This is a genomic window from Pseudomonas sp. LBUM1645 (genome assembly GCF_059716185.1).
Window position 1 is genome coordinate 5,524,764 of sequence record NZ_CP166811.1, and the last position, 21,580, is coordinate 5,546,343.

Annotated in this window: 22 protein-coding genes; 2 read left to right on the forward strand and 20 right to left on the reverse strand. The window is 55.8% G+C overall.

What is annotated here, in order from left to right:
• Nucleotides 1–210: 210 nt before the first annotated feature.
• On the reverse strand, nucleotides 211–654 hold the full coding sequence (locus tag ACA079_RS24985; RefSeq protein ID WP_497701311.1) for a TM2 domain-containing protein: 444 nt from the start codon (nucleotides 652–654) through the stop codon (nucleotides 211–213).
• Between the two features lie 788 nt (nucleotides 655–1,442).
• Nucleotides 1,443–1,769 (reverse strand): histone-like nucleoid-structuring protein, MvaT/MvaU family, encoded by a 327-nt coding sequence (locus ACA079_RS24990; protein WP_497704373.1) that lies wholly within the window; start codon nucleotides 1,767–1,769, stop codon nucleotides 1,443–1,445.
• 909 nt (nucleotides 1,770–2,678) lie between these two features.
• Here ACA079_RS24990 and ACA079_RS24995 point away from each other — a divergent pair.
• Both ACA079_RS24995 and ACA079_RS25000 read left to right on the forward strand, forming a co-directional pair.
• Nucleotides 2,679–2,792, forward strand: coding sequence for a helix-turn-helix domain-containing protein (locus ACA079_RS24995; protein ID WP_497704374.1), 114 nt, complete (start codon nucleotides 2,679–2,681; stop codon nucleotides 2,790–2,792).
• 522 nt (nucleotides 2,793–3,314) lie between these two features.
• On the forward strand, nucleotides 3,315–3,842 hold the full coding sequence (locus ACA079_RS25000) for a DUF1523 family protein (RefSeq protein ID WP_497704375.1): 528 nt from the start codon (nucleotides 3,315–3,317) through the stop codon (nucleotides 3,840–3,842).
• Nucleotides 3,843–3,922: 80 nt separating this feature from the next.
• Here the strand turns inward: ACA079_RS25000 and ACA079_RS25005 are convergent, their stop codons facing one another.
• The 18 genes from ACA079_RS25005 to ACA079_RS25090 form a co-directional block, all read right to left on the reverse strand.
• Nucleotides 3,923–4,399, reverse strand: coding sequence for a DUF2059 domain-containing protein (locus tag ACA079_RS25005; RefSeq protein WP_497701312.1), 477 nt, complete (start codon nucleotides 4,397–4,399; stop codon nucleotides 3,923–3,925).
• Between the two features lie 87 nt (nucleotides 4,400–4,486).
• Nucleotides 4,487–5,698: a hypothetical protein gene (locus tag ACA079_RS25010; RefSeq protein ID WP_497701313.1), complete on the reverse strand. Its 1,212-nt coding sequence runs from the start codon at nucleotides 5,696–5,698 to the stop codon at nucleotides 4,487–4,489.
• Between the two features lie 12 nt (nucleotides 5,699–5,710).
• Nucleotides 5,711–7,702: a hypothetical protein gene (locus tag ACA079_RS25015; protein WP_497701314.1), complete on the reverse strand. Its 1,992-nt coding sequence runs from the start codon at nucleotides 7,700–7,702 to the stop codon at nucleotides 5,711–5,713.
• Between the two features lie 8 nt (nucleotides 7,703–7,710).
• Complete coding sequence (locus ACA079_RS25020) at nucleotides 7,711–8,565, reverse strand: SH3 domain-containing protein (RefSeq protein WP_497704376.1); 855 nt, start codon at nucleotides 8,563–8,565, stop codon at nucleotides 7,711–7,713.
• 23 nt (nucleotides 8,566–8,588) lie between these two features.
• On the reverse strand, nucleotides 8,589–9,848 hold the full coding sequence (locus ACA079_RS25025; protein WP_497701315.1) for a hypothetical protein: 1,260 nt from the start codon (nucleotides 9,846–9,848) through the stop codon (nucleotides 8,589–8,591).
• Nucleotides 9,849–10,008: 160 nt separating this feature from the next.
• Nucleotides 10,009–11,202 carry a DUF4236 domain-containing protein gene (locus ACA079_RS25030; protein WP_497701316.1) on the reverse strand — a complete coding sequence of 398 codons (1,194 nt, stop codon included), beginning with the start codon at nucleotides 11,200–11,202 and terminating at the stop codon, nucleotides 10,009–10,011.
• A gap of 65 nt (nucleotides 11,203–11,267) precedes the next feature.
• Nucleotides 11,268–12,221: a lysozyme inhibitor LprI family protein gene (locus tag ACA079_RS25035; protein WP_497701317.1), complete on the reverse strand. Its 954-nt coding sequence runs from the start codon at nucleotides 12,219–12,221 to the stop codon at nucleotides 11,268–11,270.
• Nucleotides 12,222–12,355: 134 nt separating this feature from the next.
• Entirely contained in the window at nucleotides 12,356–12,934 is a 579-nt protein-coding gene (locus ACA079_RS25040) for a TerD family protein (protein ID WP_497701318.1), read from the reverse strand.
• 28 nt (nucleotides 12,935–12,962) lie between these two features.
• Nucleotides 12,963–13,538 (reverse strand): TerD family protein, encoded by a 576-nt coding sequence (locus ACA079_RS25045; RefSeq protein WP_415759484.1) that lies wholly within the window; start codon nucleotides 13,536–13,538, stop codon nucleotides 12,963–12,965.
• Between the two features lie 32 nt (nucleotides 13,539–13,570).
• Complete coding sequence (locus ACA079_RS25050; RefSeq protein ID WP_497704377.1) at nucleotides 13,571–14,569, reverse strand: TerC/Alx family metal homeostasis membrane protein; 999 nt, start codon at nucleotides 14,567–14,569, stop codon at nucleotides 13,571–13,573.
• Nucleotides 14,570–14,613: 44 nt separating this feature from the next.
• Nucleotides 14,614–15,063 (reverse strand): tellurite resistance TerB family protein, encoded by a 450-nt coding sequence (locus ACA079_RS25055; protein ID WP_415759483.1) that lies wholly within the window; start codon nucleotides 15,061–15,063, stop codon nucleotides 14,614–14,616.
• A 46-nt stretch (nucleotides 15,064–15,109) separates the two neighbouring features.
• On the reverse strand, nucleotides 15,110–16,285 hold the full coding sequence (locus ACA079_RS25060) for a TerD family protein (protein WP_497701319.1): 1,176 nt from the start codon (nucleotides 16,283–16,285) through the stop codon (nucleotides 15,110–15,112).
• Entirely contained in the window at nucleotides 16,285–16,869 is a 585-nt protein-coding gene (locus ACA079_RS25065) for a TerD family protein (protein ID WP_497701320.1), read from the reverse strand. The genes ACA079_RS25060 and ACA079_RS25065 overlap by 1 nt, the downstream gene beginning before the upstream one ends.
• A gap of 52 nt (nucleotides 16,870–16,921) precedes the next feature.
• The gene (locus ACA079_RS25070) at nucleotides 16,922–17,629 is read right to left on the reverse strand and encodes an HAD family hydrolase (protein WP_497701321.1); all 708 of its coding nucleotides are present in this window, start codon (nucleotides 17,627–17,629) and stop codon (nucleotides 16,922–16,924) included.
• Nucleotides 17,626–18,576 carry an HpcH/HpaI aldolase/citrate lyase family protein gene (locus ACA079_RS25075; RefSeq protein WP_497701322.1) on the reverse strand — a complete coding sequence of 317 codons (951 nt, stop codon included), beginning with the start codon at nucleotides 18,574–18,576 and terminating at the stop codon, nucleotides 17,626–17,628. The genes ACA079_RS25070 and ACA079_RS25075 overlap by 4 nt, the downstream gene beginning before the upstream one ends.
• Nucleotides 18,576–19,670, reverse strand: coding sequence for a cysteine protease StiP family protein (locus ACA079_RS25080; protein ID WP_497701323.1), 1,095 nt, complete (start codon nucleotides 19,668–19,670; stop codon nucleotides 18,576–18,578). The genes ACA079_RS25075 and ACA079_RS25080 overlap by 1 nt, the downstream gene beginning before the upstream one ends.
• Nucleotides 19,663–20,421, reverse strand: a complete 759-nt coding sequence (locus tag ACA079_RS25085; protein ID WP_497701324.1) for an HAD family hydrolase — start codon at nucleotides 20,419–20,421, stop codon at nucleotides 19,663–19,665. Before ACA079_RS25085 ends, ACA079_RS25080 begins: the two co-directional genes overlap by 8 nt.
• On the reverse strand, nucleotides 20,411–21,538 hold the full coding sequence (locus ACA079_RS25090) for a phosphoribosyltransferase domain-containing protein (RefSeq protein ID WP_497701325.1): 1,128 nt from the start codon (nucleotides 21,536–21,538) through the stop codon (nucleotides 20,411–20,413). The genes ACA079_RS25085 and ACA079_RS25090 overlap by 11 nt, the downstream gene beginning before the upstream one ends.
• Nucleotides 21,539–21,580 lie beyond the last annotated feature (42 nt).

Genomic DNA, 21,580 nt, shown 5'->3' on the forward strand with positions numbered 1-21,580 from the left:
CATTTCAAAATGGTCAGAGCCGAAGATCTGGCTATATCCAGAGCGAGATAATTCTAAAGGGCCGACTTGTGTTTGACTCAGTGGATCTCTAATCTATGATTGCCGGAATACAAAAAGTCTGAAAAAGAACACCCGCCAGGGCGGGTGCTCGTTATGCGATCTAAGCTTATTCCATGAGTTAGAATTTTCATGCAAATGTTATTTCACGGATTAGAACCAGCCTTTTTTTCCGACGACATAAGTTTGCTCAAAATCCTCTTCGGATTTAGTCAGATAAATAATAAACTCAACAAATGCTATGATCCCGATAATGAAGGAAGGAATACCTAGCAAAATCCATCCAAACAGAAAGACTAGCAGCATGATCATTGCTTGCGAGGTGTAACCCAGATAAAACTTGTGGGCTCCAAATGCGCCGAGAAAAAATGCGAGCAACAGAGCGGGTATCTTTTTAGAGTTTCCGGTCAGCGACGCACTCTCAAGATAGATCGCCTCAGCCGCTCCGTCATTAGCGGAGAAATCCACGCGGCTACCCGCTTTAGGTAGAATTGTGCTTTTCCACTGTTCGACGGAAAATGTGTAACGGTTACCATCATCACCTGAGATGACACCACTACGGGTCGTTGAGTCAAACTCGAGAATCTTACCTTTCATTTACTACTCCCTATGAAATTTCACACCGTGTTCAGTGTTTTTTTGAAGCGATCTCAATAGAACTTGAGCATGCCACTAGCTTGAATCGGATATGGAATGCACTACGATATACACGGTCAAATGAAAACCACTAACGCATTTGCCAAAACGCAAGCGCCGCGATGTAGCGGCACGGCCCAGTAGTAGAAAAATGATAATGAGTCCGCTACTGCATGACCTTTAGTTAAAAAAATCATTGAAACATGCCAATGGTGGCATTTCAATAGCACCTAATTTTTTTTTTGAGCGAGGACAAATGTCGGCAGTGGTGAGTTGTTCTCCGCCATCTCCAAGAGCTCATGCCAGCACACAGGATCAGCGTCCTCATGTCGGCATGAGGCGGATTCCGAGCTCATTCAGACACCCATTCCACAAACAATCCGGACAGTGATTCCAAGCTTATCCGGACACTCACTCCACGAGCATCCGGACACCGATTCCACGGCAGAGATCGAGCAGCTCACGCGTTTCAAGTTTGCCAAGCGCACCAGCCCGGAACAAGTCAACTGCTCGATGACCTGATCGACACTGACATCGCGGCCATCGACTGAAGTGTGGAGACCAATCTCGGCCAGTCCTTCATTGCCTCCGGAACATCAAATTTGATCTTCACTGTCAGCAGGGAAGCAAACGCAACCCAGGCCCCGATGAAAAGCCTGCGTTCAAATTTATCCCTTAGAAACTCGAGCATTCCATATCCTCACGAAAAAGGGCCCTCGCAGGGCCCTTTATTTGTACTCAAACAGATCTTACTGAGTGCGCCACGACTCAACAACGTCAGCACCGAACTCTGATTTCCATTCTTTGAGCTGGCGATGGTTGCCGCCTTTGGTTTCGATCACTTCGCCGGAATTCGGGTGTTTATAGACTTTAACGTTGCGTGGCTTGCGCGAGCCTTTTGTTGCGACGGCAGCTGGTGCACGGCGACCGCCTTGTGGGTCAAGCAGAGCAATAACGTTTCGAAGGCTATAACCATACTCGGCCAGCAAGGGAATGCCCCTCGCCGGCTTTGTTGCCAGAAATACCGCAGTTAATAGCTGTTCTGCTAACCACTCGGCTTCACTGGTAGTGAAAATCCAACGAACCCAGCCAAAACTTAAGTAAATGTACTGCCCTTCTAGCTCTATTTGCAGATCGTAATAGGGCTCCTCACCGTCTTCAAATTCAACCATAGGTTCAGGATCTAATAGAGTTCCGACCATGAGAAACTCTCTTCCTCTTTTAAAAATCTGGAGAAGGTCAGATTGTTCTGTTGATCTAAACGGCTCATTGCGCTGTATTAGAGTGCTCCAAAACTCTAGATTTTTTTTATGTTTTGAAATTCCCGATTCACTTTCATCATGGCCATTCGAGTTGATGATTGCCGAGATCAAACCCAACCCCATGTTATAGGCCTGAATATATGTGAAGCTGGCATTAAAATCGTGGAGTCGTAACCGCACGATCCGTGACGCTGTGAGTTTGACAGTCGTACGAAAATCCTCATCCGTTCCTAGGAACATGAAAGTTTCAGATGACTTAAAGGTGATGCTGGATTTCAAACGTTTATTACCGCTCATAGCATTCTCGAGGAAGTTGGCTCATGAATGTCTAAACGGATCGATTTCGAAAAACCTTTAGCCTATTTCAGAATATTTTTGAGCTGGTCTGTTTGGAGGAATAAAACGAACCTGGCCAAGCATTGCTGCGACTATGTTTGGCTAGGTGAGCAAACCGGGTTGCAAACAGCAGCCAAGAATCTAATCAAAACCCAACGGTCTCCTACGCATCCGAGATTATGGGGCTCGCTAGGCTTTGCATAATGGAATCGAAAAAGGCTGATGACCCAGGGTTTGGCGTCGTGGCTTAGGGTTATAGATGCGCTCACGTTCGTTCGGGCGCGGGATAGCTGGGCGCATTCCAAGCAGAAGGAGAACTGGAGCTTTTATACGCATCACCTTGTTGGCAAAGAATTGCTCCTGCGTCTTTGTGGCCGGCCTAGGGACATGAAAAATGCGGAGGCTGTCAGGGAGTTGCAGGCTGCAGGATTGAGCCAAGCGGAGGTGGTGGAGAAGCTTGGCCTGGCGAAGTCGACGGTGCATCGATATTGGCAGTCGTAGGAATTGACGAGTACTACCCAGAATCGAGTTTATCACTGCCAATTTTTGAAGGACTACGTTCCCCCCCAGACAACCGCTGTGCAATCGGTTAGTTGTGTCATTCCAATACGCACCTAGGTGCGTATTGAAGGCGAGCAATTTCTTCATGTAGACAACGCTTGAAACCCAGCTAACTCATGGGGTACCGCTCGCCGTACTGCACCTACACACCTACACACCTACACACCTATCTGGGATGGCCCGAATAAAGGTTCGATTCCCTTCACCCGCTCCACTTTCTTGTTCCGGCATGTTCCCGCCTAAACCGGCGAGCAGCTGAAACCCAAACAAACCGGCCTATACGACCGGTTTTTTTGTGTCTGCATGTTTTCCATTGCCGCTCATATCGCGACCATATACCTGTTTGAACCAGAACGTCCCGCGCTTCCAACATCTTCAGACCCGTTCAACGTCGAGACTAAAATTCGCCATCAATCGACGGAATTGGGGCAGAATTCCGACGATCTAAAATGGAGCGTCGACATGAAGTGGTTCAAGGGGTTGATTCTGGGTGCGATCTTCCTGGTGGCCGGTGCTGGCGCATTGGGACTTTACTATGTGCTGCCTCAACACGAGGTGGTGCTGGTCACAGGTGTTGAAGTCAAACGGGTCGACCATGACGGGGTGATCAATGCAGAAAACCCAGCCGATGGCCCTACCAGGGACGTGTATTTCATCAACACCGAGGACCCTGACTCGAAGAAAGTAACGGTCTATCGCAACGAAGACACCGGTTGGAGTTTTCCCTGGTATTTCAAGTTTGACTCGGCCGACGTACAGGCGAAGGCTCAGGGTTACTCCCGTGATGCGCAGCAATTGGCACTCATCCGCTATTACGGTTGGCGCATTCAGATTTTGTCGGTATTCCCAAATATTACGAACATCGAGGCAACGACGAGCCGTGACCAGCCTTTCCCCTGGTTCAACACGATATTCTTCGGTGTGACCACATTAGTACTTCTGCTTTTGATCATTGTCGTAAGGCGCCGTCTGAAACGGCGTAGTGTGTGACACGGCCGTAAACACCGGCATTGTCCAGTCACGAAAAAGCCCGGCATTGGCCGGGCTTTTTGCTACCTGCAGCGGCATGCTCAGCCGCGGGCTTCTTTCTGCAAATCGTCCAGTTCGTCCACGATATCCTCATCGCGGTCCTCGAAGGCCTTCGCCATATCGCGCTGCAACTCGCTCTGAACTTCCATTGATTTTTTAGCGAGATCCATCCCGCCCTTGGAACCGAGGATCACCGCCATTGCCTTCTCGGGATGCTTGTTCGCTTCGATCATCAGCTCGAGTTCATCGGCGTCGAAATGGTCCGCGTACACCTCAACGAGTGTGTCGTTCAGCAGTTCTTTGGGGATATTGTCTTCGATGACAGTCTTGATCTGAGCCGAAGACAGTTCACGGTACTTGGATGAGTAGCCAGCCGTGGCCACCTGGATAACCATCTTGTATTGGGTATCCAGGTCCATGACTTTGACGAGTTCCTCAGCTTTGTCCTTGCTGGAGCCGCAGCCCACCAGGAGCGTCGCGCAAAGAGCCGTCATCGCCCATTTGGAAATAGTGATCATGAAATGTCCTGTTCTTTGGCTTGCCGGGATAAATGAGGTAGACCGAGGAGCACGGCGGGCCGAGCTCCAGGGTTCAGGTCGAGTCGGTCAGTTCGTCTCAAGCGTGTAGCTTTTGCTGACAAACAAGCCGGCAAACAGCGATTTGTCTTCCTTGAACGTGTAGCTCTCTTCGAACTTGTCATCAGTGACGAGCTTCTCTGCGATCGCACATTCCGAGTCGCTGTGCTCTTTGCCCTTGGCACCGAAGTCGTTCTGGAAATTTGAAAGGCCGGTTTCCGCACAGTAGCCAGCAAATTCCTGGCGTTTGGTGGCGGTCTTGTATTCGTCGAACCCGTCCTTCAGTGGCTCGAATCCTTTGTAGGTCAACGAGTAGCTGGCCACCTTGGATTTTCGGGCAAAGTTGCCCGCTGCATCGGCAAAAACCGCTTGGCCCATGGAGGTGCTGTAAGCCCCCATGATGAAGCCACTGAAGGCGCCCTTGAGCTGTTCCTGAACATCATCCAGCGGCGGGATTGAAGCGAACTGAGCCTCGCGCACGATCCGGCCAACCTCGCTGCCGTCGTTGCGATGAACAACCACGAACTTCATCGAACCTTCACCATCGTCAGACCGCTTGAGGGTGAAATCCAGGTCGACCTTCACCCCGATCTCGCCGGTTGCGCCACTGATAAACGCACCCGTGAATGGCAGGCGGGAGACTATGTTGCTGCCCCACGAGTAGTTCGAATTAACGACCCGACCATATTGATCGACGTCCGCCCGCGGCTGGATTTCATCGCTGACTTCCGACACCAGAACGACATCAGCGCCTTTGTGCGAGATATAGGGATTGCTCATGTCCAGGCCCAACAATTGGACGTGGATTTCACCGTCCTTGTTGTCACCGGAGCGACTGACCTTGAGGGCGTCGGCCTTGAGATAAACACCGCCGGCATCACCGCCTCCGGTGGTGGAAGCCAGCAAGTACCGCGACCAGGCTGCCAAACCGGTTTCGGTAGCCCCCGCGTCCTTCCCTCCCAGCAACCCCATCATGCCCTTCAGGAATTTTTCGGCGCCGTTGGTTTGTGCGGCCACCAAACGAACTTCGGGCGACTCCACAGTGAGATTGCCAGACCAGAAGGAATAGGACACATCCCCCTCGTTCAGAACGCCCTCAAGGTAAAACTGCTCCTTCAGTTCGTCGTAATAGCTCAACGTTTCCTTCTTCCCTGCGCTGGATAGCATCGAGCCCCCAACGAGGATCGCAATACCCGCGGCCGCAGCGGCGATGAGAATGTGCTTCTTGTTCATCGATTTCATAATGGCGAGGCCTTACTGAATTTGGGCGGATGCTTGCTGCCAGGCAGTCACGTACTGCTCGGAGACTTGTGGCGTCCAACTGAAGTCGATTCCGGCGTTCGGAAACTCCTTGGCCAGGACCGCGCCGAAGGACACCCTGTCTGCGCAGTGATCTTGCTTGCAGGCCTCGGGGACGCCGGCGGCATACACACGAAAGGTCGGGATTGAGCGGCCGTCTTCGAGCGCAAGGTACGGCGTCATGTTGGCCGCGGGGATGACATACCACTGGTTTTCCAGTTCGACATCGGCCTGGACTCGTCCTTTACGCGGGAAGTCGATCTCGTAGAAATCGCCACGCTTACCAGTGACGTGAATCATCATCGGCGAAACCGACTTGGATGATGACGGGTCGAGCATTGCCATCGGCGAGGAGAAAGTGACCTTGATGCCAGCCATCTGGGCCAGGGCTTCAGCTTCACGGCCTTCGAACTCTTTCATACCGGCTTTGAGCTGCTCATAACGGGCCAGTACGCGATTATGCAGTTCTGCCATCTGCTGTTGCTGACGGCGAGCCTCTCGTACCCGGACCTCTTCACGATGCAGGGCATAGTTGGTGCCTTCACGGGCGTCAAAGTAGAACGCGCCACGGTTTTCACCCATGCGGTTGCGGACAATCTTGTCCTTGTCATCGGAGGAGTAGCCGGACTCCGGATACAGGGTTTCCAGTGTTTTCGCAATGTAGAGGTTCGACAGATCAACCGTCGACGGCGAGGTTGCCTTCACCAGTTGATACAGCTCAAGCACCGCCCGCTTGTACTCCGCCGGATCAAGGGCAAAGCTTTCGTCTGCCGTGATTGCGACGTAGTACGGGTCACTCCCGAACGGCGACAGAACGTTATAGGTCGAGCGCTGGAATGCCAGATAGACCTTCATGCCGCGGGCCGGAATTTCGCCGAGCTGGAAGAGGGCCTGGTCGGCGTTGTTGCTCAGGTAGGACAGTGCCTTGCCTTTCACCGCCGAGCTGATGGCTTGATTGAACATCAGGCCGCTCGGATGGACATAAGTCCGGGACCACGTATCACCGCGATAGGTGTTCGGAATCGACCAGCGTAATTTATCGAACGCACCTTCAGCATAACCAGAGGCGCCACAAGGCATTGCTGGCGTCGAGGCGAAGGCAAGGCTCGGATCACTCTCATCGATCGCCGACTTGCTGATCAGCCATTTGCAGCCGCTACCGTCAGCGATTCCGACAAGGTTCTTGTTAGCCAGAACCAATGAACGGCCGAAGTCAGCGCTCGGTACCGCAGCAATAGCCGCCTGAGGTGCGGCTGGTACGGCTGGAGCGAGTGTTTGTGCTACCGGTGCGGCCGCTACAGCCGCGGAAACGACGGGGGCCGGTGCTACCGGGGCGACGGCGACAGATTCCGCGGGTGCTGTCGCTGGAACTACCGGGGCGACCGCCGTAGGTGCTGGTGCTGGTGCAACAGGTGTTGCCGGTGCCGGAGCCGGGACTACCGGGGCGTCGGCCACAGCTACGGGAGCTACTGGAACTTCTGCTGCTGGAGCTGGCGCTGGCGCAACAGCCGCAACTTGAGTTGCGGGTGCTGGTGCCACCGCGGCCGCAACAGGTGCAGGTGCAGGGGCTGGTGCCACCGCGGCCGCAACAGGTGCAGGTGCAGGCGGTGCAGTCAGCGTGGCAATGCCCAGGTTCGTCGCATTGCCTGCGCCAGTCGCGTAAACAGCCCCCTTGGCGTCGACAGCCTTCCAGGTGACTTTCGCGGTCGGACATTCCTGCCCGAGGATGAAGGGCAACTTACTCAAAAGACCATTCAATGGCTTCTGGTCACCCCAGGTTGGCCGCTGCATGGTGATGGCCACTTCTGGCTTGCACCAGGTGGTTGCTTCACCCTCGACAACGACGTGGATCTGTTCTGTTTTCGAATAGGCAAGCTCGTGTGCAAATGCTTGTGGCGCGAGGCCGCAAGCACTCACTACAGCGAGCGCGAGTGCGCGGTTTTTCATGGAGATCCTTAGATGAGTTCCCAGGTGCCGTTGGCTTGTTTGCAGAACGTGTTTTGTTCCTGCTCGGTATTACCGTCTGCCGCTTTCAGGCTCACGGTCACCGGCCGGCAGGACGTTTCTGCTGCAACTTGCTGGGATGGCAGAGTCGGGATCGCATCCAGGTCGAAGGCCTTGGTTTCTTTATCAGCGGCCACGTTCATTTCGTCGAGGTTGGCCGCCGGCTTCACATTCTTGGCGACCGCTTCGGATTTTGGAGTAACCAGTGAGCGGTTGATGTACCCAACAGTCACACCCTTGCGGCCGACCAGAATCCAGTCACCGGTTGACCCAACGGCCGTGAATTCGGTACCCGCTTGCAGACCACCCACTTTGTCGGCGTTTTTGTTTGGCGCCGCACGAACGTTGGAACTGCTCTTGGTCAGATACTGCTCGTTGATGAGCTTCATCGACGGAACCGCCTCGATCTTCGGAGCCCGCTTCACTTCAACCGTTTTGGTCTGGGTGTACTCTTTGCCTTGAACGATCTGTGCACTTGCACCCGAGTGCGCGGAAGTCCAGGACACCGGTTGGGCGGAATCATTTGCCGGCAGACTCAGGGCTTCCTGAGTGCGCAGGGCTAGTGCCTGCTTGTCCTTATCATCGAGCATTGCGCCAATTTTGTTGCCGATGAAACCGCCGATCGTACTGGCCAGCAGGACAGCAACGATCTTGCCATTGCCTTTACCAATGAAGGAGCCGACGACCGCACCAGCGACGACACCTACAGCAGTACCGGCCTGTTGCTTGTTGATGCCCAACTGAGCGCAGCCCGAGCTGGCTGCGATGGCGACTGCCAGCATTGAGACGATAAACTTTTTCCGCACGGTGACTCTCCCTTTGTGTGAATTCACTCTGCCTTGAGCAGAGGCTTTGTGAGGTTGTAAAGCATTGCTTCCGAGGACATGGCCCAGCTGAAAACCGACGCCAGCAAGAGGGGTTGCTTACCCAGACTTCTGAACGCGTCCCTGTAGCCTGAGCTGTCAACAATCCCGTTGCCGACTACCAGGGGGACTAAAACGATCGAAGCAATGGCGAGCGGTCGCACGAAGCGAATTCGGCCCGGCAGCCGCCTCAGGGCTTCAATGCCCGAAATGATCAGGACCACAAGACTGATGGCTCCGAAGAACAATCCGCTCATGAGTGAGAAAGGGATAAACCACATGTTCTTCAGCACATTCAGGCCTTCCGCACCGTGAATATCGGTATGCGCAACGTCGAACGCCATGTTGTCGGCAATACCTGGCAGGTAGCCCTGGAACTGCTCACGGGTGGCAAGCAAGTTCATACCTCGCACGTAAAGAGGACCAAGGGCGCTCTTTGCCATATGGCGGACTTCAGTCGTGTTGGCGAGCGCGTCCCGGCTTCTGACGCCCGGATTGATTGATCGGGCGTACTCGTCAATGCCGGGTTGGTAACCCAGGTCCGCCCCAGCACTTGGCCACGGGATGGGCTTCCATTCGTTTCCTGGAATTCCCGCCGCACGAAAGCCTTCGAGCTTTGCGTAGGTTCTGATGATGTCGTCGATGGAAGGCACAACGGTTTCTTGAAGACGCTCGTAGAGCGCATCGCCATTTCGGGCCGTATAGCCGCGAAAAACTGCCGCAGAGAAACCCTGGAAGTTCTTGTCGATGCGCTCGACGTACGAACCTTGAACACTCATCAGAACCCCAAGATTGGCAATGAAGGCTTTGCCTTCACCCTGGTCCTTGTAGGCCTTGTAGGGGATTTGCGGAATGGTCAGCGAGTCGTAGAGCAGTCCCTTTTTAGTGACGTAGGCGTAGAGACTGCTGACCCGCAGCGAACCCGGAAATTTCTCGGCTATCCAGTCCGGGGCGGCGCCCTGGAACCACCAGGTGACGGGCGTAACGAGCACGGTCGAAGCAGCAAGCCAGAACCAGAGCACCCTGCCCTTGCCTTGATAGCGGCGATAGCAGATCCGCCACACAAGCAGACACATACTGGTGGCGGCCAGAACCTGGCTATAGGTCTCAAGGACTTCGAGTTTTTTGAGTGGAATATCGGCCCCCGCCATGTTCAAAAGTTCGGCGTTGAACAGGAGGCTGCAGATCAAATAGAGCGCGTTCAAAACAACAAGTGCGACTAGCATCCAACTGTTCCTTGTCAGAAATTCAAACATCAGTCCCTGGATGATCCGGTGCACACAACGAGGCGTAGCATATTGCCATCACCGCGAGTGGCGCACCACTCAAAACGCGCGAAAAAACGCAAGTCAGAGCCTTTGAAACCGCTCGCCGCGCGCTTGCCACTCAGTCCAGAACGGAAATATCCAACGGGGTCACCTGCGCAAAACGCACAGAACGGTCGAGCTTCACCCGTGCCCCGCAAGCATGGAGTGTCGATGCCGGATCGATGGCATCAAGCCGATTGAAGTCCAGAGCGTCCCACTGCGACCGCGTGATCAGTGCCGAAATCACGTACTGATCCTCGATCACCCCGTTGGCCGTATTGCTGCGCTGGATATAGCCGGAAACCAATACCTTCTGGATGCCAGGCAAAAGCGAAAACACCTCACCCACTACCCGAAACAGAGAGCCATGGCACAGCGCGACGAAGTCCCTGCGTACCTGGGCATCCGTTCGGTTCTTGAATGACAGCTTGCCATTGCCTCGCGCTTGCGCAGTTCTGCGAGGCACATCCCCCTCATCAGGCAAATCAACGTCAAGCGCGATGCCCGTTAGATCCTGGGAGAATTGGTAGGCAACCTGGGTTTCTTTGGGCCAGGCAATGCCGCTCAGCACATAGTCCAGCGCCTTTTCCATCTGCGCACTGAAGCCCTTCGCAGCAAGGCGAAAGGCCTTTTCGATCTCTGAGCGTTCGAGCTCGTGGGCATGCCGAGTGTCCTGCCAGGCGGTCAGGTCCTGACAGTACTGCGCCTCGGCGGCTTCTGCCTCTCGCTCCATCTTTGCACTGCGCAGAAGCATCCTGTCCATCAGACCCGGGGTCTGGCGGGAGGGTCTTTGCGGCTCCTCGATTGCAAACGGGGCAGGAATCACAGGCAAAGAACCCGGGTGCGGCGTCGTCAGATGTACCCCGAGACAGTCATCAAGTTCACGGTTGATTTTGTCCGCGGCCTTTTCCAGTAATGCCTGAATCGAATCCGCCCTCTCGGACTTCAGGCGCTTGATGATTGCCGGTGACAGTTCGTTATCGTCCATGTCGGTCATCATCAGTGACCCATCGTCGCTGACGTTGACCTTCACCTGCCCGGAGTACTCACTCCCTGGCGGACGGGGCGGCGAGCTGCTCGCGCGACCTGGCCGGTCGATCCGTTCACGGTAAGACAGGCCGGTACCCGGCAAGCCGGCGTTCAGAAAGGTCCCGTTGCGACCCATCGTCATGCTCAGGCCGCGAGGCCCCACCGACGTGCTCACTCCCGAGCCGCTGATATTGAGGCGAACACCCGGCACGATCGTTATCCGCTTGCTGAATCGAAATCCCATGATCGTTCCTTGATTCTGTTTCCTGGACGGCCGGGTCCTGCACCCGGCCGGGTAACGCTTACGGATCAGGTTCGGCCGGCGATATAGTCGTCGATCGATGAGAACTGCCTGTTCCTGCACATCCAGCCGGACAAAAACACGAAGACCGTCGTCGCGACCACGGCCCAGCCGCGCTGTCGGCGAGCTTCTCGTTTGTTACGCGCACCACCGCACAAAAGAAGAGCCATCATCAAGAAGTAGAAAGTCAGCAGTGCAACTTTGGCGAATAGCGAAAGCAGGAAAAACAGAGAAATGCCATTGCTACGATACGTTTGAACGATCACCTGCAGCGACATCAGTGCGCCGACCAGGCACGCCGCAATGACGGAATAGTTTCGGGGGATCTCCAGCCAGGCGCTAAAGAGGAAGTAGATGCCGATCGCAAGGATTGGGGTCAGGCTTGTCCAAAGCGCATCGGTGTAGTCCTGGTAGATCGTCATCGAACCTCTGTGGTGCAACCAAATACAGACCAGCAGCAGGACGGCCATCACGAACAGAGCGATTTTCAGATTTAGAACCGCTTGATGGTCGTCTTTCGCGCTTTTAGTTGTCGGCACGGGCTTGGTCACTGAGGGCACTTGCGTTGCTGCAGCAGGTGCGCGCGCCGCTACCGATTGCTCGATGCGCTTGATGTCGAAATCGGCCGTCGATTGAGCTTGCTGTGACACCGGGCCGGCAAGGACCTTGACCCGGTCCGACATCGAAGTCGATAAGCAACTTCTTGTCGTGCAGTTGTCGCGCAGACGCAACCATTCACGTTGCTCCTGACGAACCTGGCTCTGATTCTGAGCGGCGTCCAGAGCGCGAATATATTCAGCGTTCAGCTGCTCATCCAGAACGCTGAGTGCGGAATCCGTGCAGATGGTTTTTTCTGCAAAGCTTCCCGCCTTTGCACAATCGAAACTCGTGGCCAGCGATTGCGTGGAACACAGCGCGAGCACCAAGGCAAAAAGGCCTGAGGCAATGTTGAGGCGAGACATCATCGATTTTCCCTTCTTCCTTGTTTTGCTCCAGTGACACTTTTGATTGCCCGCGCATCGCCAGACTCTGTGGAAACTCTGCAGGCAAGAAAAAGCCCCCGGCAAATGCAGGGGGCTTTCTCAACCCTTTCGGGTTAGGCGATGCTCACGCCGTGAGCTTCAGCCAAAGGCTTCAGACCGCCGGCGAAACCTTGACCGATGGCCTTGAACTTGAACTCTTCGCCAGCGCGATAGAGCTCACCGAAGATCATGGCCGTTTCGGTAGAAGCGTCTTCGCTCAGGTCGTAGCGAGCCAGCTCTTTACCGTCAGCCTTGTTCAGTACACGGATGTAAGCGTTAGCAACCTGGCCGAAGCTCTGCTTGCGTTCAACCGAATCGTGGATGGTCACAGCGAAAACGAGTTTCTTCACTGCGGCAGCCAGACCATTCAATTTGACGGTGGCTTGTTCATCATCGCCTTCGCCTTCGCCCGATTGGTTGTCACCCAAGTGCTCAACCGAACCGTCGGAAGACTTTTTGTTGTTGTAGAAGATGAAGCTATTGTCGTCGATAACTTTGCCGTTCTCGCCGACGATGAAGATCGAAGCGTCGAGGTCGAATTTAGCGCCATCGGTAACGCGCGCATCCCAGCCCAGGCCAACGATGACTTCGGTCAGGCCCGGGGCCTCTTTCGACAGCGAGACGTTACCGCCTTTAGACAGACTTACAGCCATTGCAAGATTCCTTTTTTCGGGGGGTTGTTTAGAAGTTCATGCCGTAGTTGTTCGCCAGGGCTTTCAGGCCGCCAGCGTAGCCTTCACCAATGGCGCGGAATTTCCATTCGCCATTGCTGCGGTACAGTTCTGCGAAAACCATTGCGGTTTGGGTCGAGGCATCCTCGGCCAGGTCGTAGCGAACGACTTCGGCACCGGACACTTCATTGACGACGCGAATGAACGAGCCGCCAACCTGGCCAAAGTTCTGCTTGCGGCCGTCTGCATCGTGGATGGTGACGATGAATACGATTTTGTCGACGTCGGCCGGAACGCGGCTCAAGTCAACCTTGACCACTTCGTCGTCACCATCGCCGGCACCGGTACGGTTGTCGCCAGCGTGTTCAACGGAGCCGTCCACGCTCTTCAGTTGGTTGTAGAAAACGAAATCGGCTTCGCTACGCACTTTGCCGTTCGCACCCAGCAACAGAGCGCTGGCGTCCAGGTCAAACTCAGCGCCGTCAGTGGCGCGTGGGTCCCAGCCCAGACCGACCAGGATCTTGGTCAGGTTCGGATCGGTTTTCGAGAGGGACAGGTTGCCGCCTTTTTGAAGAGTCAGTGCCATTGGGTATTTCTCCTTGGGGTGGGTGCTTTAACTCAGTTGCTTTCGGGTTGAGTTTCTTCTTTTCCCGGGTAGACCAGGCTCGCCACAACGCCAATAGCCAGGACGACCATAACGATCAGCAGGCTGGTGTTAGCGTCAATGGTGTAACCGTGGTGGAACATGTGGTCGGTCGCATTCAAGCCGAGCTTGACTGCGATGAAGAACAGCAGCGCGATGACCGATTTCTCCAGATGGACCAGATAGCGTTTCAGCGCTTCGAGGACGAAGTACATGGTCCGCAAGCCCAGAATGGCGAACAGCATTGCCGAATAGACAATCAGCGGTTCACGACTGACCGCGATGACCGCCGGAACGGAGTCAAATGCGAACAGCACATCAGATACTTCAGCAACCACCAGACAAAGGAACAGTGGAGTAGCAAAAAAAGTCCCTTTTGCAGCCAGTGTCATGCCTTTGTTTTCAGGCTTCTGGAGTTCTACCTGGAGGGTCTTGCGAGTCACGAAGAAGTTGTGCCCGTGCAGCTTTGGCCACACCGGAAACAGCTTCTGTGCGAAGCGATAAGCCATGTGCTTGGAGTAGTCTTCTTCCTCATCGCCATCACCGCCGGCACGCAGCATCATGACGGCAGTCCATGCAACGATTACCGCGAAAACAATCTCGACCCACGGACCGAACGCCAAGAGGCCGGTGCCGATAGCAACGAACACGCCGCGGAAAACGATAGCGCCGATGATGCCCCAGTACAGAACACGGTGACGCAGGCCATCCGGCACTTTGAACCAAGCGAAGATCGCCATGAAGACAAAGAGGTTGTCCACGCTCAGGACTTTCTCCAGCGCGTAGCCCGTCACGAAGAGGCTTGCGACTTCAGGACCGTGCTGTACGTACAGGAAACCTGCGAATGCCAACGATATGGCGATCCAGAAGATCGACCAAATCGAGGCTTTAACCAGCGAAATGGGTTTGTCGCCACGGTGAGTGACCATGTCGAGCAGAAGGGCGCCAACCGCAAGCCCTACAAAAACCGCCATGGTCAACGGAGGAAATCCGATGTTCGTTTCCAAAGTACAGCTCCTTAAAGGTCGAAATCAGCTGGATTCAGGCCCAGCTCGGCACAGATCAAGCGGCAGGCCGCCTTTTCTTTTTCGTCGAAATTGCCATCCGACGCGCCAATGGAGCATCCAACTCGAACCAATAGACGTGCAGCACCCGGGTCGCTTTTGATCTTGCCGATAACCTTCAACGCTTCCGCTTGACCGATCTGAAAGTCGAACTCGAACTTCTCGCAATGGGCGCTGAAGGACTTGATCACATCGGCCATGTTGAAGACTTTCAATTCAGGCGAGTTGCTGATGAAACCGCTCATCTTTTGCTTTTCAGCAGAGGAGATATCGCCATCGGCTGCAGAGATCACTGCGCAAGCAGCCGTCATTGCTTCCATGAACTTCTGGTTCTTGAATTTCCCGACCTCTGTGGTCAGTTTGTCGCGTGCCAAAGCCGCGTTTTCTTTAAGCCATGCCAGCATTTGAGTTCCCCTCAAAAGGCGGGATCAAAGGATCCCGCCAAAATTCCTATTTCGAGCCGGCGCGCCAGCTCATGCCCCAACCGTAGGCCTTGTCTACCGCCGAATGACCCCGGTGGAAGTCGACCCGTCGAGAGACCTTCACGGCGCCGTTCACATTTTCAAGCATGGCAATCGCACACATTCCGTCACGCCCGCCCTCCTCGTTGAGGCGTACTTCAATGTCCGGCTGGCCAGGGATGTAGATGGTCACTACACCATCGGTCTCTCTCCAGTTCGGCGCCCCTTCGTAGATGAAGGCGAAGATCAAAATGCGGCGGACCTCACTCCACTGGGTCCCGTTAATGTGCAGCCACTCGCCACCGGCAACAGAGCCCGTCCGGTCATCACCCATCAACTGGACGTACGGCTCCTGCTTCAGACTGCCGAAGCAATTGCCCAAGGCTTGAACCACACCCTTGTCACCGTTCTGAAGCTCGTAGAGGCAACCCACGTCGAGGTCGATGGATTTGCTACGGCTGAAGAAACCGCCAGAACCACCCTTGTTCCAGTTCAGGTTCACCTTGATCTCGCCGAAACCGGCCGAGGTCTTCTCGAGACTGATCGATGTGCGTGTCTTGTCGAGGGTGACCTTGCTCAAGCTGATCGACGACTTTGGTGCTGCCGGCGGAGCTGGAGCTGGAGTTGGTTGAGGTGCGGCTTGAACCGGGGCAGGCGTCGGGGCTGCGACTTCAACGCCAAAGTGCTTGGCCAAAGGCTCCAGGCCCCCGGCGAATCCTTGAGCCACGCAACGGAACTTCCACTCACCCTGGCGGCGATAAAACTCGCCGAGGATGAGCGCGGTTTCCTTCATGCCACCGGTAGGCAACTGAGCTTCAATCCCACCCGACACCGCGACCGACAGCTGCGAGACGCGCTCAAAGCTGGCCTTGTTCTCATGAATCGTGGCCGTCAGCGCCACTTTCTCGACAGCAGGCTCCAGACGGCTCAGATCCAGCGTGAACACGGCGCGGCCGGCAGACGACTCAGTCATCTGCACGGCGCCACCCAGCACACTGGTTTGGCCGTAGAAGCACATATCGCCGTCGCCGCGGACTTTGCCCGAAGCGCCTAGAACGAAGGCCGAGACATCAATGTCGGCCCCGGTAATCGGCGAATAGTTGATATCAACGCGTAGCTGGCCGCTGGCAACCGGCGCATTTCCACCAGGTACGAGAGTCGGCATTAGCGCAATGCCTGAACAGCCAGAGTCACCAGATCATCAGCGGTGCGACCATTGGTGGTTTTACCGATGGCCTTGAACTGCCAGTCACCGCTTTCACGCGTCAGGCTTGCCATCACGATGCCGGTGTGGCCGCCACGCTCGGACAGGTTGAAGCGCGCCAACTCCGATTTATTGCCGGCATTCACGATACGGCAGTAGGCATTTTCAACTTTCTCGAACGTCTGCCCGGTAAAGCTGTTTACCGTGAACACCAGATGCTTGACTGCCGCAGGAAGGCGCTGCAGGTCAACGTGAATGGTTTCATCGTCACCATTACCGTCACCGGTGCGGTTGTCGCCGGAGTGCTTGATCGACCCGTCCTGGGACTTGAGTTGACGGAACCAGACCAGATCAACAGGTTGCAGATCGCTGTCGAGGAGGATGCAAGAAGCGTCCAGATCGATTTCGCCGCCATTGCCCATCAACTTGCCGAGAAAGCCCGCTTTCACAGGATCCCAACCCAGGCCCAGGCTGATGCTGGACAAAGTGCTGCCCGCGGTTTTTTCCAGGGAGATGGATTGTTGTTTGCTCAGGGTAAGTGCCATCGTTACGCTCCTTGTTTATCGTCAGTGTTCGCGTGGCGATCAGGTTTGATCGCTACTTGCAGGTGGGTGAGCGCTCGTCGCTCACACCTGGGTTCCCGCCTTTTGTTCCCCGCAAGCGTCCACGACGCCATGCAGGATGAAAATGACGCCAATGTGCTTCCTGTGCCGCGGCCAGCAGTTCATGGTCGCCGCGGGTGTCGCCCCATGCCTTGAGGCGGTATTGATTCAACGGTCCATAGACCGCCTCAAGCCTGAGTACCTTGTTCTCGCACCGGCAATTGTTGCCGGTGATGCGCCCGGTCAACAGACCATCGACCACCTCAAGCTCTGTGCCGATCAGCTTGATCCCCAAGCGATCAGCAAACGGTTGGAGTACCAAGGCTGGGGATGCGGAGCAAAGCGTCACGACGGCCCCCGCCTCAATCTCGGCGGCGATCGAATTCACCCCTGAAGGGCGCATGAGCTGGAGCCAATATGCCGCGCAAAAATTCACGGCTTGCTGCCGCACCCAATCAGCCTCCACTCCCGTCAGAAACGTACTGACCAGTTGTGCTTTGAGCTCGTCTCGGCTCATCCGTCGAGCGAGGAAACGAATGCTTGGCAACGCGAGCATCAGCACGCGTCGACTGAACTCGCGCCTTCCAAATGCAAACTTCAGGAAGGGGACGAAGCTGTCATGCCAGGTCAGGGTGCCGTCGAAATCAAACACCGACAGCACCTTTTTGACGTCTGCCTCAGCCCCGAGCATGACCTGTGTCATCGAGCCGCCTCAGCCAAACGAATTGGTGTATCGCCACTGCCGGCATCTGCATGCCGCACGCCATGCCACTGCGCTCTCTCAAGGATCTTCACTGCCCACTTGTAATGGGTCGCCGGCTCACACATCACATCGTTGTGTTTGAACACGGCAGGGGCAACGTCGCTGACGATCAACTTCGCGCTGTTGAAGTCTTCGAGGCTAACGCGCAGCGAGTCCTGGATGATGTTGATCTGGCTTGGATGAATCGCTGTCTTGCCCACCAAACCGTGGGCAATGTCGAGATCCAATTCTTCTTTCAGCAAATGCGGCGTAGCAAGCTGCTCGAACACTGGCGCGGTGAGCGCAAACCCCTGCGCCCCCATCACCCCGGCCAACATCGGAATGACATAGCCCATCGGCGTGCTGTAGAGCGTTGTGGTCGGGTTGCGTCGAACGCCCAGGCACCCCATCAAATCATTCCCGCCAATGCGCAGAGCGATGATGCGGTGGTTCAAGTTCGCCTTAAGCGCCTGGCCCAACTCAACCATCGCGCCAGGGTTGAAAACGTCGATGGTTTCAAGCGTCGGCATGAGAAACAAAGCCGGGTTCGTGACCGCCTGTTCCCATGCATCAAGGTTGCGCAGTGTGAGCTTCGGGACAACAAACCCATCAACGTGCGCCATCAATGGCCATTCATTCAGCACGGCCGCCATCGTCGAATCCCGGGGGCGAACGAACAACAAGGGGCCGTCAACCGGGCGACCGCCACGCTCGTTGATTGCAGTCAGCAGGACACGCAAGTTGCCAAGCGCCGTATCGACATCAATGTCCGCCACGGCGTCTTCCAGGCAAACCACTAGGGAGCGCAGCTCCGGTAGCTTGGTACGAAAAACCACATCGAGCAGATCCGCTCGCGTAGCTGGCATGTAGAGCGTGGCCCCAAGGGCATAAGGAGAAAGAATCTTCATCAGCTCACGCTCCGAATGATGGTCACGGCTCTGTAGGGCCCTAAATCGGCACCGACCTCTTCCACCGAAACGCCAGCACTCTCAGTCAGGTGCATCAGCAACTGAACATCACTGTCGTTACGATCCCGGACCAGGACATGGTCGGGTACACGCCGCAAAACGGCGCGGGTTGCCTCGGCGATACCTGGCTTGACCCGGTTCAGATTGGTGATATCAAAACGTGCGGCCAAAGACTCAACCACATGCATGGCTGCGCCCTGGAGTTCCAGTCGTTGGCTGTCGGTCCATGGCGAAGCTTGAGGCACCGGCCCCATGGCCTTGCGCTGAGCCTCAATCTGCTCGATGAATTCACGGGTCACATCGTGTTCATGCAGGTGGTCGTAGACAACACAGCCATGCAGCCCGCCATTGGCAGGCCAGATAGAACGTGAAACCAGACCCGATACGGTGGCGCCCAGGATGCCGGACGGAATGACCCAGTCTTCTGCCGAAGCGGACAGCCAGGCTCGACCGCAAGGATCAGCCAGCACGACCAGTCGCGGCTCGACCGGGAAACGCGAGTCACCGTTCAGACACCGCTTGATCTCGCCAGAGATCGCACCCTTGCCGGTCCAACCGTCGACAAAAACGATGTTCTCGGCACCGTGTGCCTGGATGATGGCTTCCAGCGCAACGGTGTCGATTCCGCGATCGCGAACGATGCTGATCCCGTAGTGGCAGGCGTCTCGGCCCATCTCGATCAGGGCACGGCGCAGCAGTACACCGAGCGGAAGTCCTGCACGAACAAAAGACACCAGAACAATCGAAGAGCCGGTACACGCTTCATTCAACGCCAGCGCCAGGGACTGGACGTCCGTGGCCATACGGGCGCCATTTTGCGCAAGTGCCCGCGCGTAGAGCGCCTTGTGAACGTCCGTCGGAGCGCTTTCCAGACTGATCATCTCGGAATAGTGCTTCTGCTTCGTTTGAATCAGCCGCTCTTTCTCTTCGACATTGGTCACTTCCATCTGAACGGGCTGAAGCAGGAAATGAACGTCGTCAGGCGCATAGCTTCCGCTACCCACCGTTTTGAGGTCAGCAAAGGTATTAATCATTGATCGTGCAGCCCACAAGCTTCGCCAGTTGGCTGCGCGCCGGGGTGGCCCACAGGTGACACTTATCCATGAAGCCAAGGTCAGTGATGCTGTCGCCAAACCCCAGTACCGGACGCTCACCATTGACTTCGCGATCACGGCGCAACCATTCCTGAACGGCCGCCTGCTTCGACAAACCCGCCGGCAGGAAGGCGAGGTTGTTGCTGTTGGCGTGGATGTGCATACCGTCCAGCAACCCCCGGGCCTGGACTTCAGCCAGTACCGTGCTCAGGACTTCGTCATTGGATTCGTTGTGCTTGGTCACCACGTAATTGCGCAGACCTTCCTCTTCGACCACCCACCCGCGCAACGAAATGCCAAGCGCTTGGCCGATTGCGAGCGTTTCTTTGCTCAGTTCGGGAAGACGACGTTGGAAGTCGGCCAGTATGGTGCGCATGTGCGATTGCCATTCCTGATCGAGTTTTCCATCCGGGCCAAGAATTACGCCGCCGTGAGAGCAGATAGCACCGTGGGTAAAGGGCAGTTTCACTCGGCTGAAGGCTTCGACGCTGCGAGCAGTGACCGGTACAACATCGGTCGACGACAACAGCCATTCAACAAAGGACTTCTGAACCGGGTTCATGTAGCCGTTGGGTTGTCCATCGACGTCGAAGGTTGCAGGATGGCGCGGCATACCTTCCTGCATTTTGCGTGCGGTCTGGAACAGGGTGTCGTCGAGGTCGGCCAAAGCCAGTGGGCGATTACTGAGCATCGACAATCACCTGCGCGTTCAAGGCTTCAACAAGCTCGGCGGGGACGGCCTGCGCAGGCGTCTCCGAGCAGATCAACACGCGATCAAATTGACCAGGGCGCACGTTGTAGAGGAAGTTGGGGATGCCGAGGCCGTAGTTATCCGAGAACGACAATGCGTGTTCGATGGCATGGCCCAGCGCGATAGGCGAACGACTGGTCGAACTGAAATGCACGTCAGCACCTGCACGTTCCAGGCGCTCGGCGAGCAGGAATGGACGCCAGACGAACTCACTGGTTCCGACCACCAGAATGCGCTCACCCGCCTTGACTTGCAGATCGGGTGCCAGGGTGTCTTCAACCTTACGAACACCAAGACGGCCCCAGTCATTCTGCGGCGACAAAGGCCACTCGCCAGCGGCGACAGTGCCCACCGAAGGCATTTGCGGCAAAGGGGCGTCGGTGTCTTCAAGGAACGTGTACGCCCCCTGCAACAATGAAACTTGATGTGCCGATGCACCGATGGTGTTGCGGACTGCGCCAGCGGACCAATCCGTCAGCACACACGTCACAACACGCTCGACTTGGGTCAGACCCGCATCGACCAGCGCGCGGTGCAGATTGATGAACGTCTTGCCGGTGGAAGCCTCGTCGTCGACCAACACCAACGAACGGGCATTGAGCATCATTTCCCGAACGTCGAGATCGACAGGCATGTGGATCAAGTGAGCACTGGCGTGGCTGTGTTCTTCTTCGAATCGAGCGAACAGTTCAGTGCCGGTCGGGTGTCGTGTGCTGACCATGTAAACCGTATCAGGGCGGGTGGCACTGAAGGCGCGATGAACACCGGCACCCAGGCCCACCGCAGTCTCCGCCATGCCGATAACGAGTACCGGGCCTGGCAAGTCAGCAGGGATTTGCGAAGCCAGGCTTTCGAAGCTTGCGTCCATCGTGGACGGACGCACAGGGATATGCCGGCCCAGCACTTTGGACACGAACAGAAACGCACGCTTAGGGTTGCGGCGCTCGGCAAAGCCGAACAGTGAGTCCGGATCGATAAGTGAACTATCAACTTTGACATCGAGTCGCCCGCGCATCAGTTGCGCGCTGAGCGTTTGTGTAGCTGCGTTACTTTCCATGTACAACATTCCTAAATTGGCATGAGGTCGATGACCTAACGC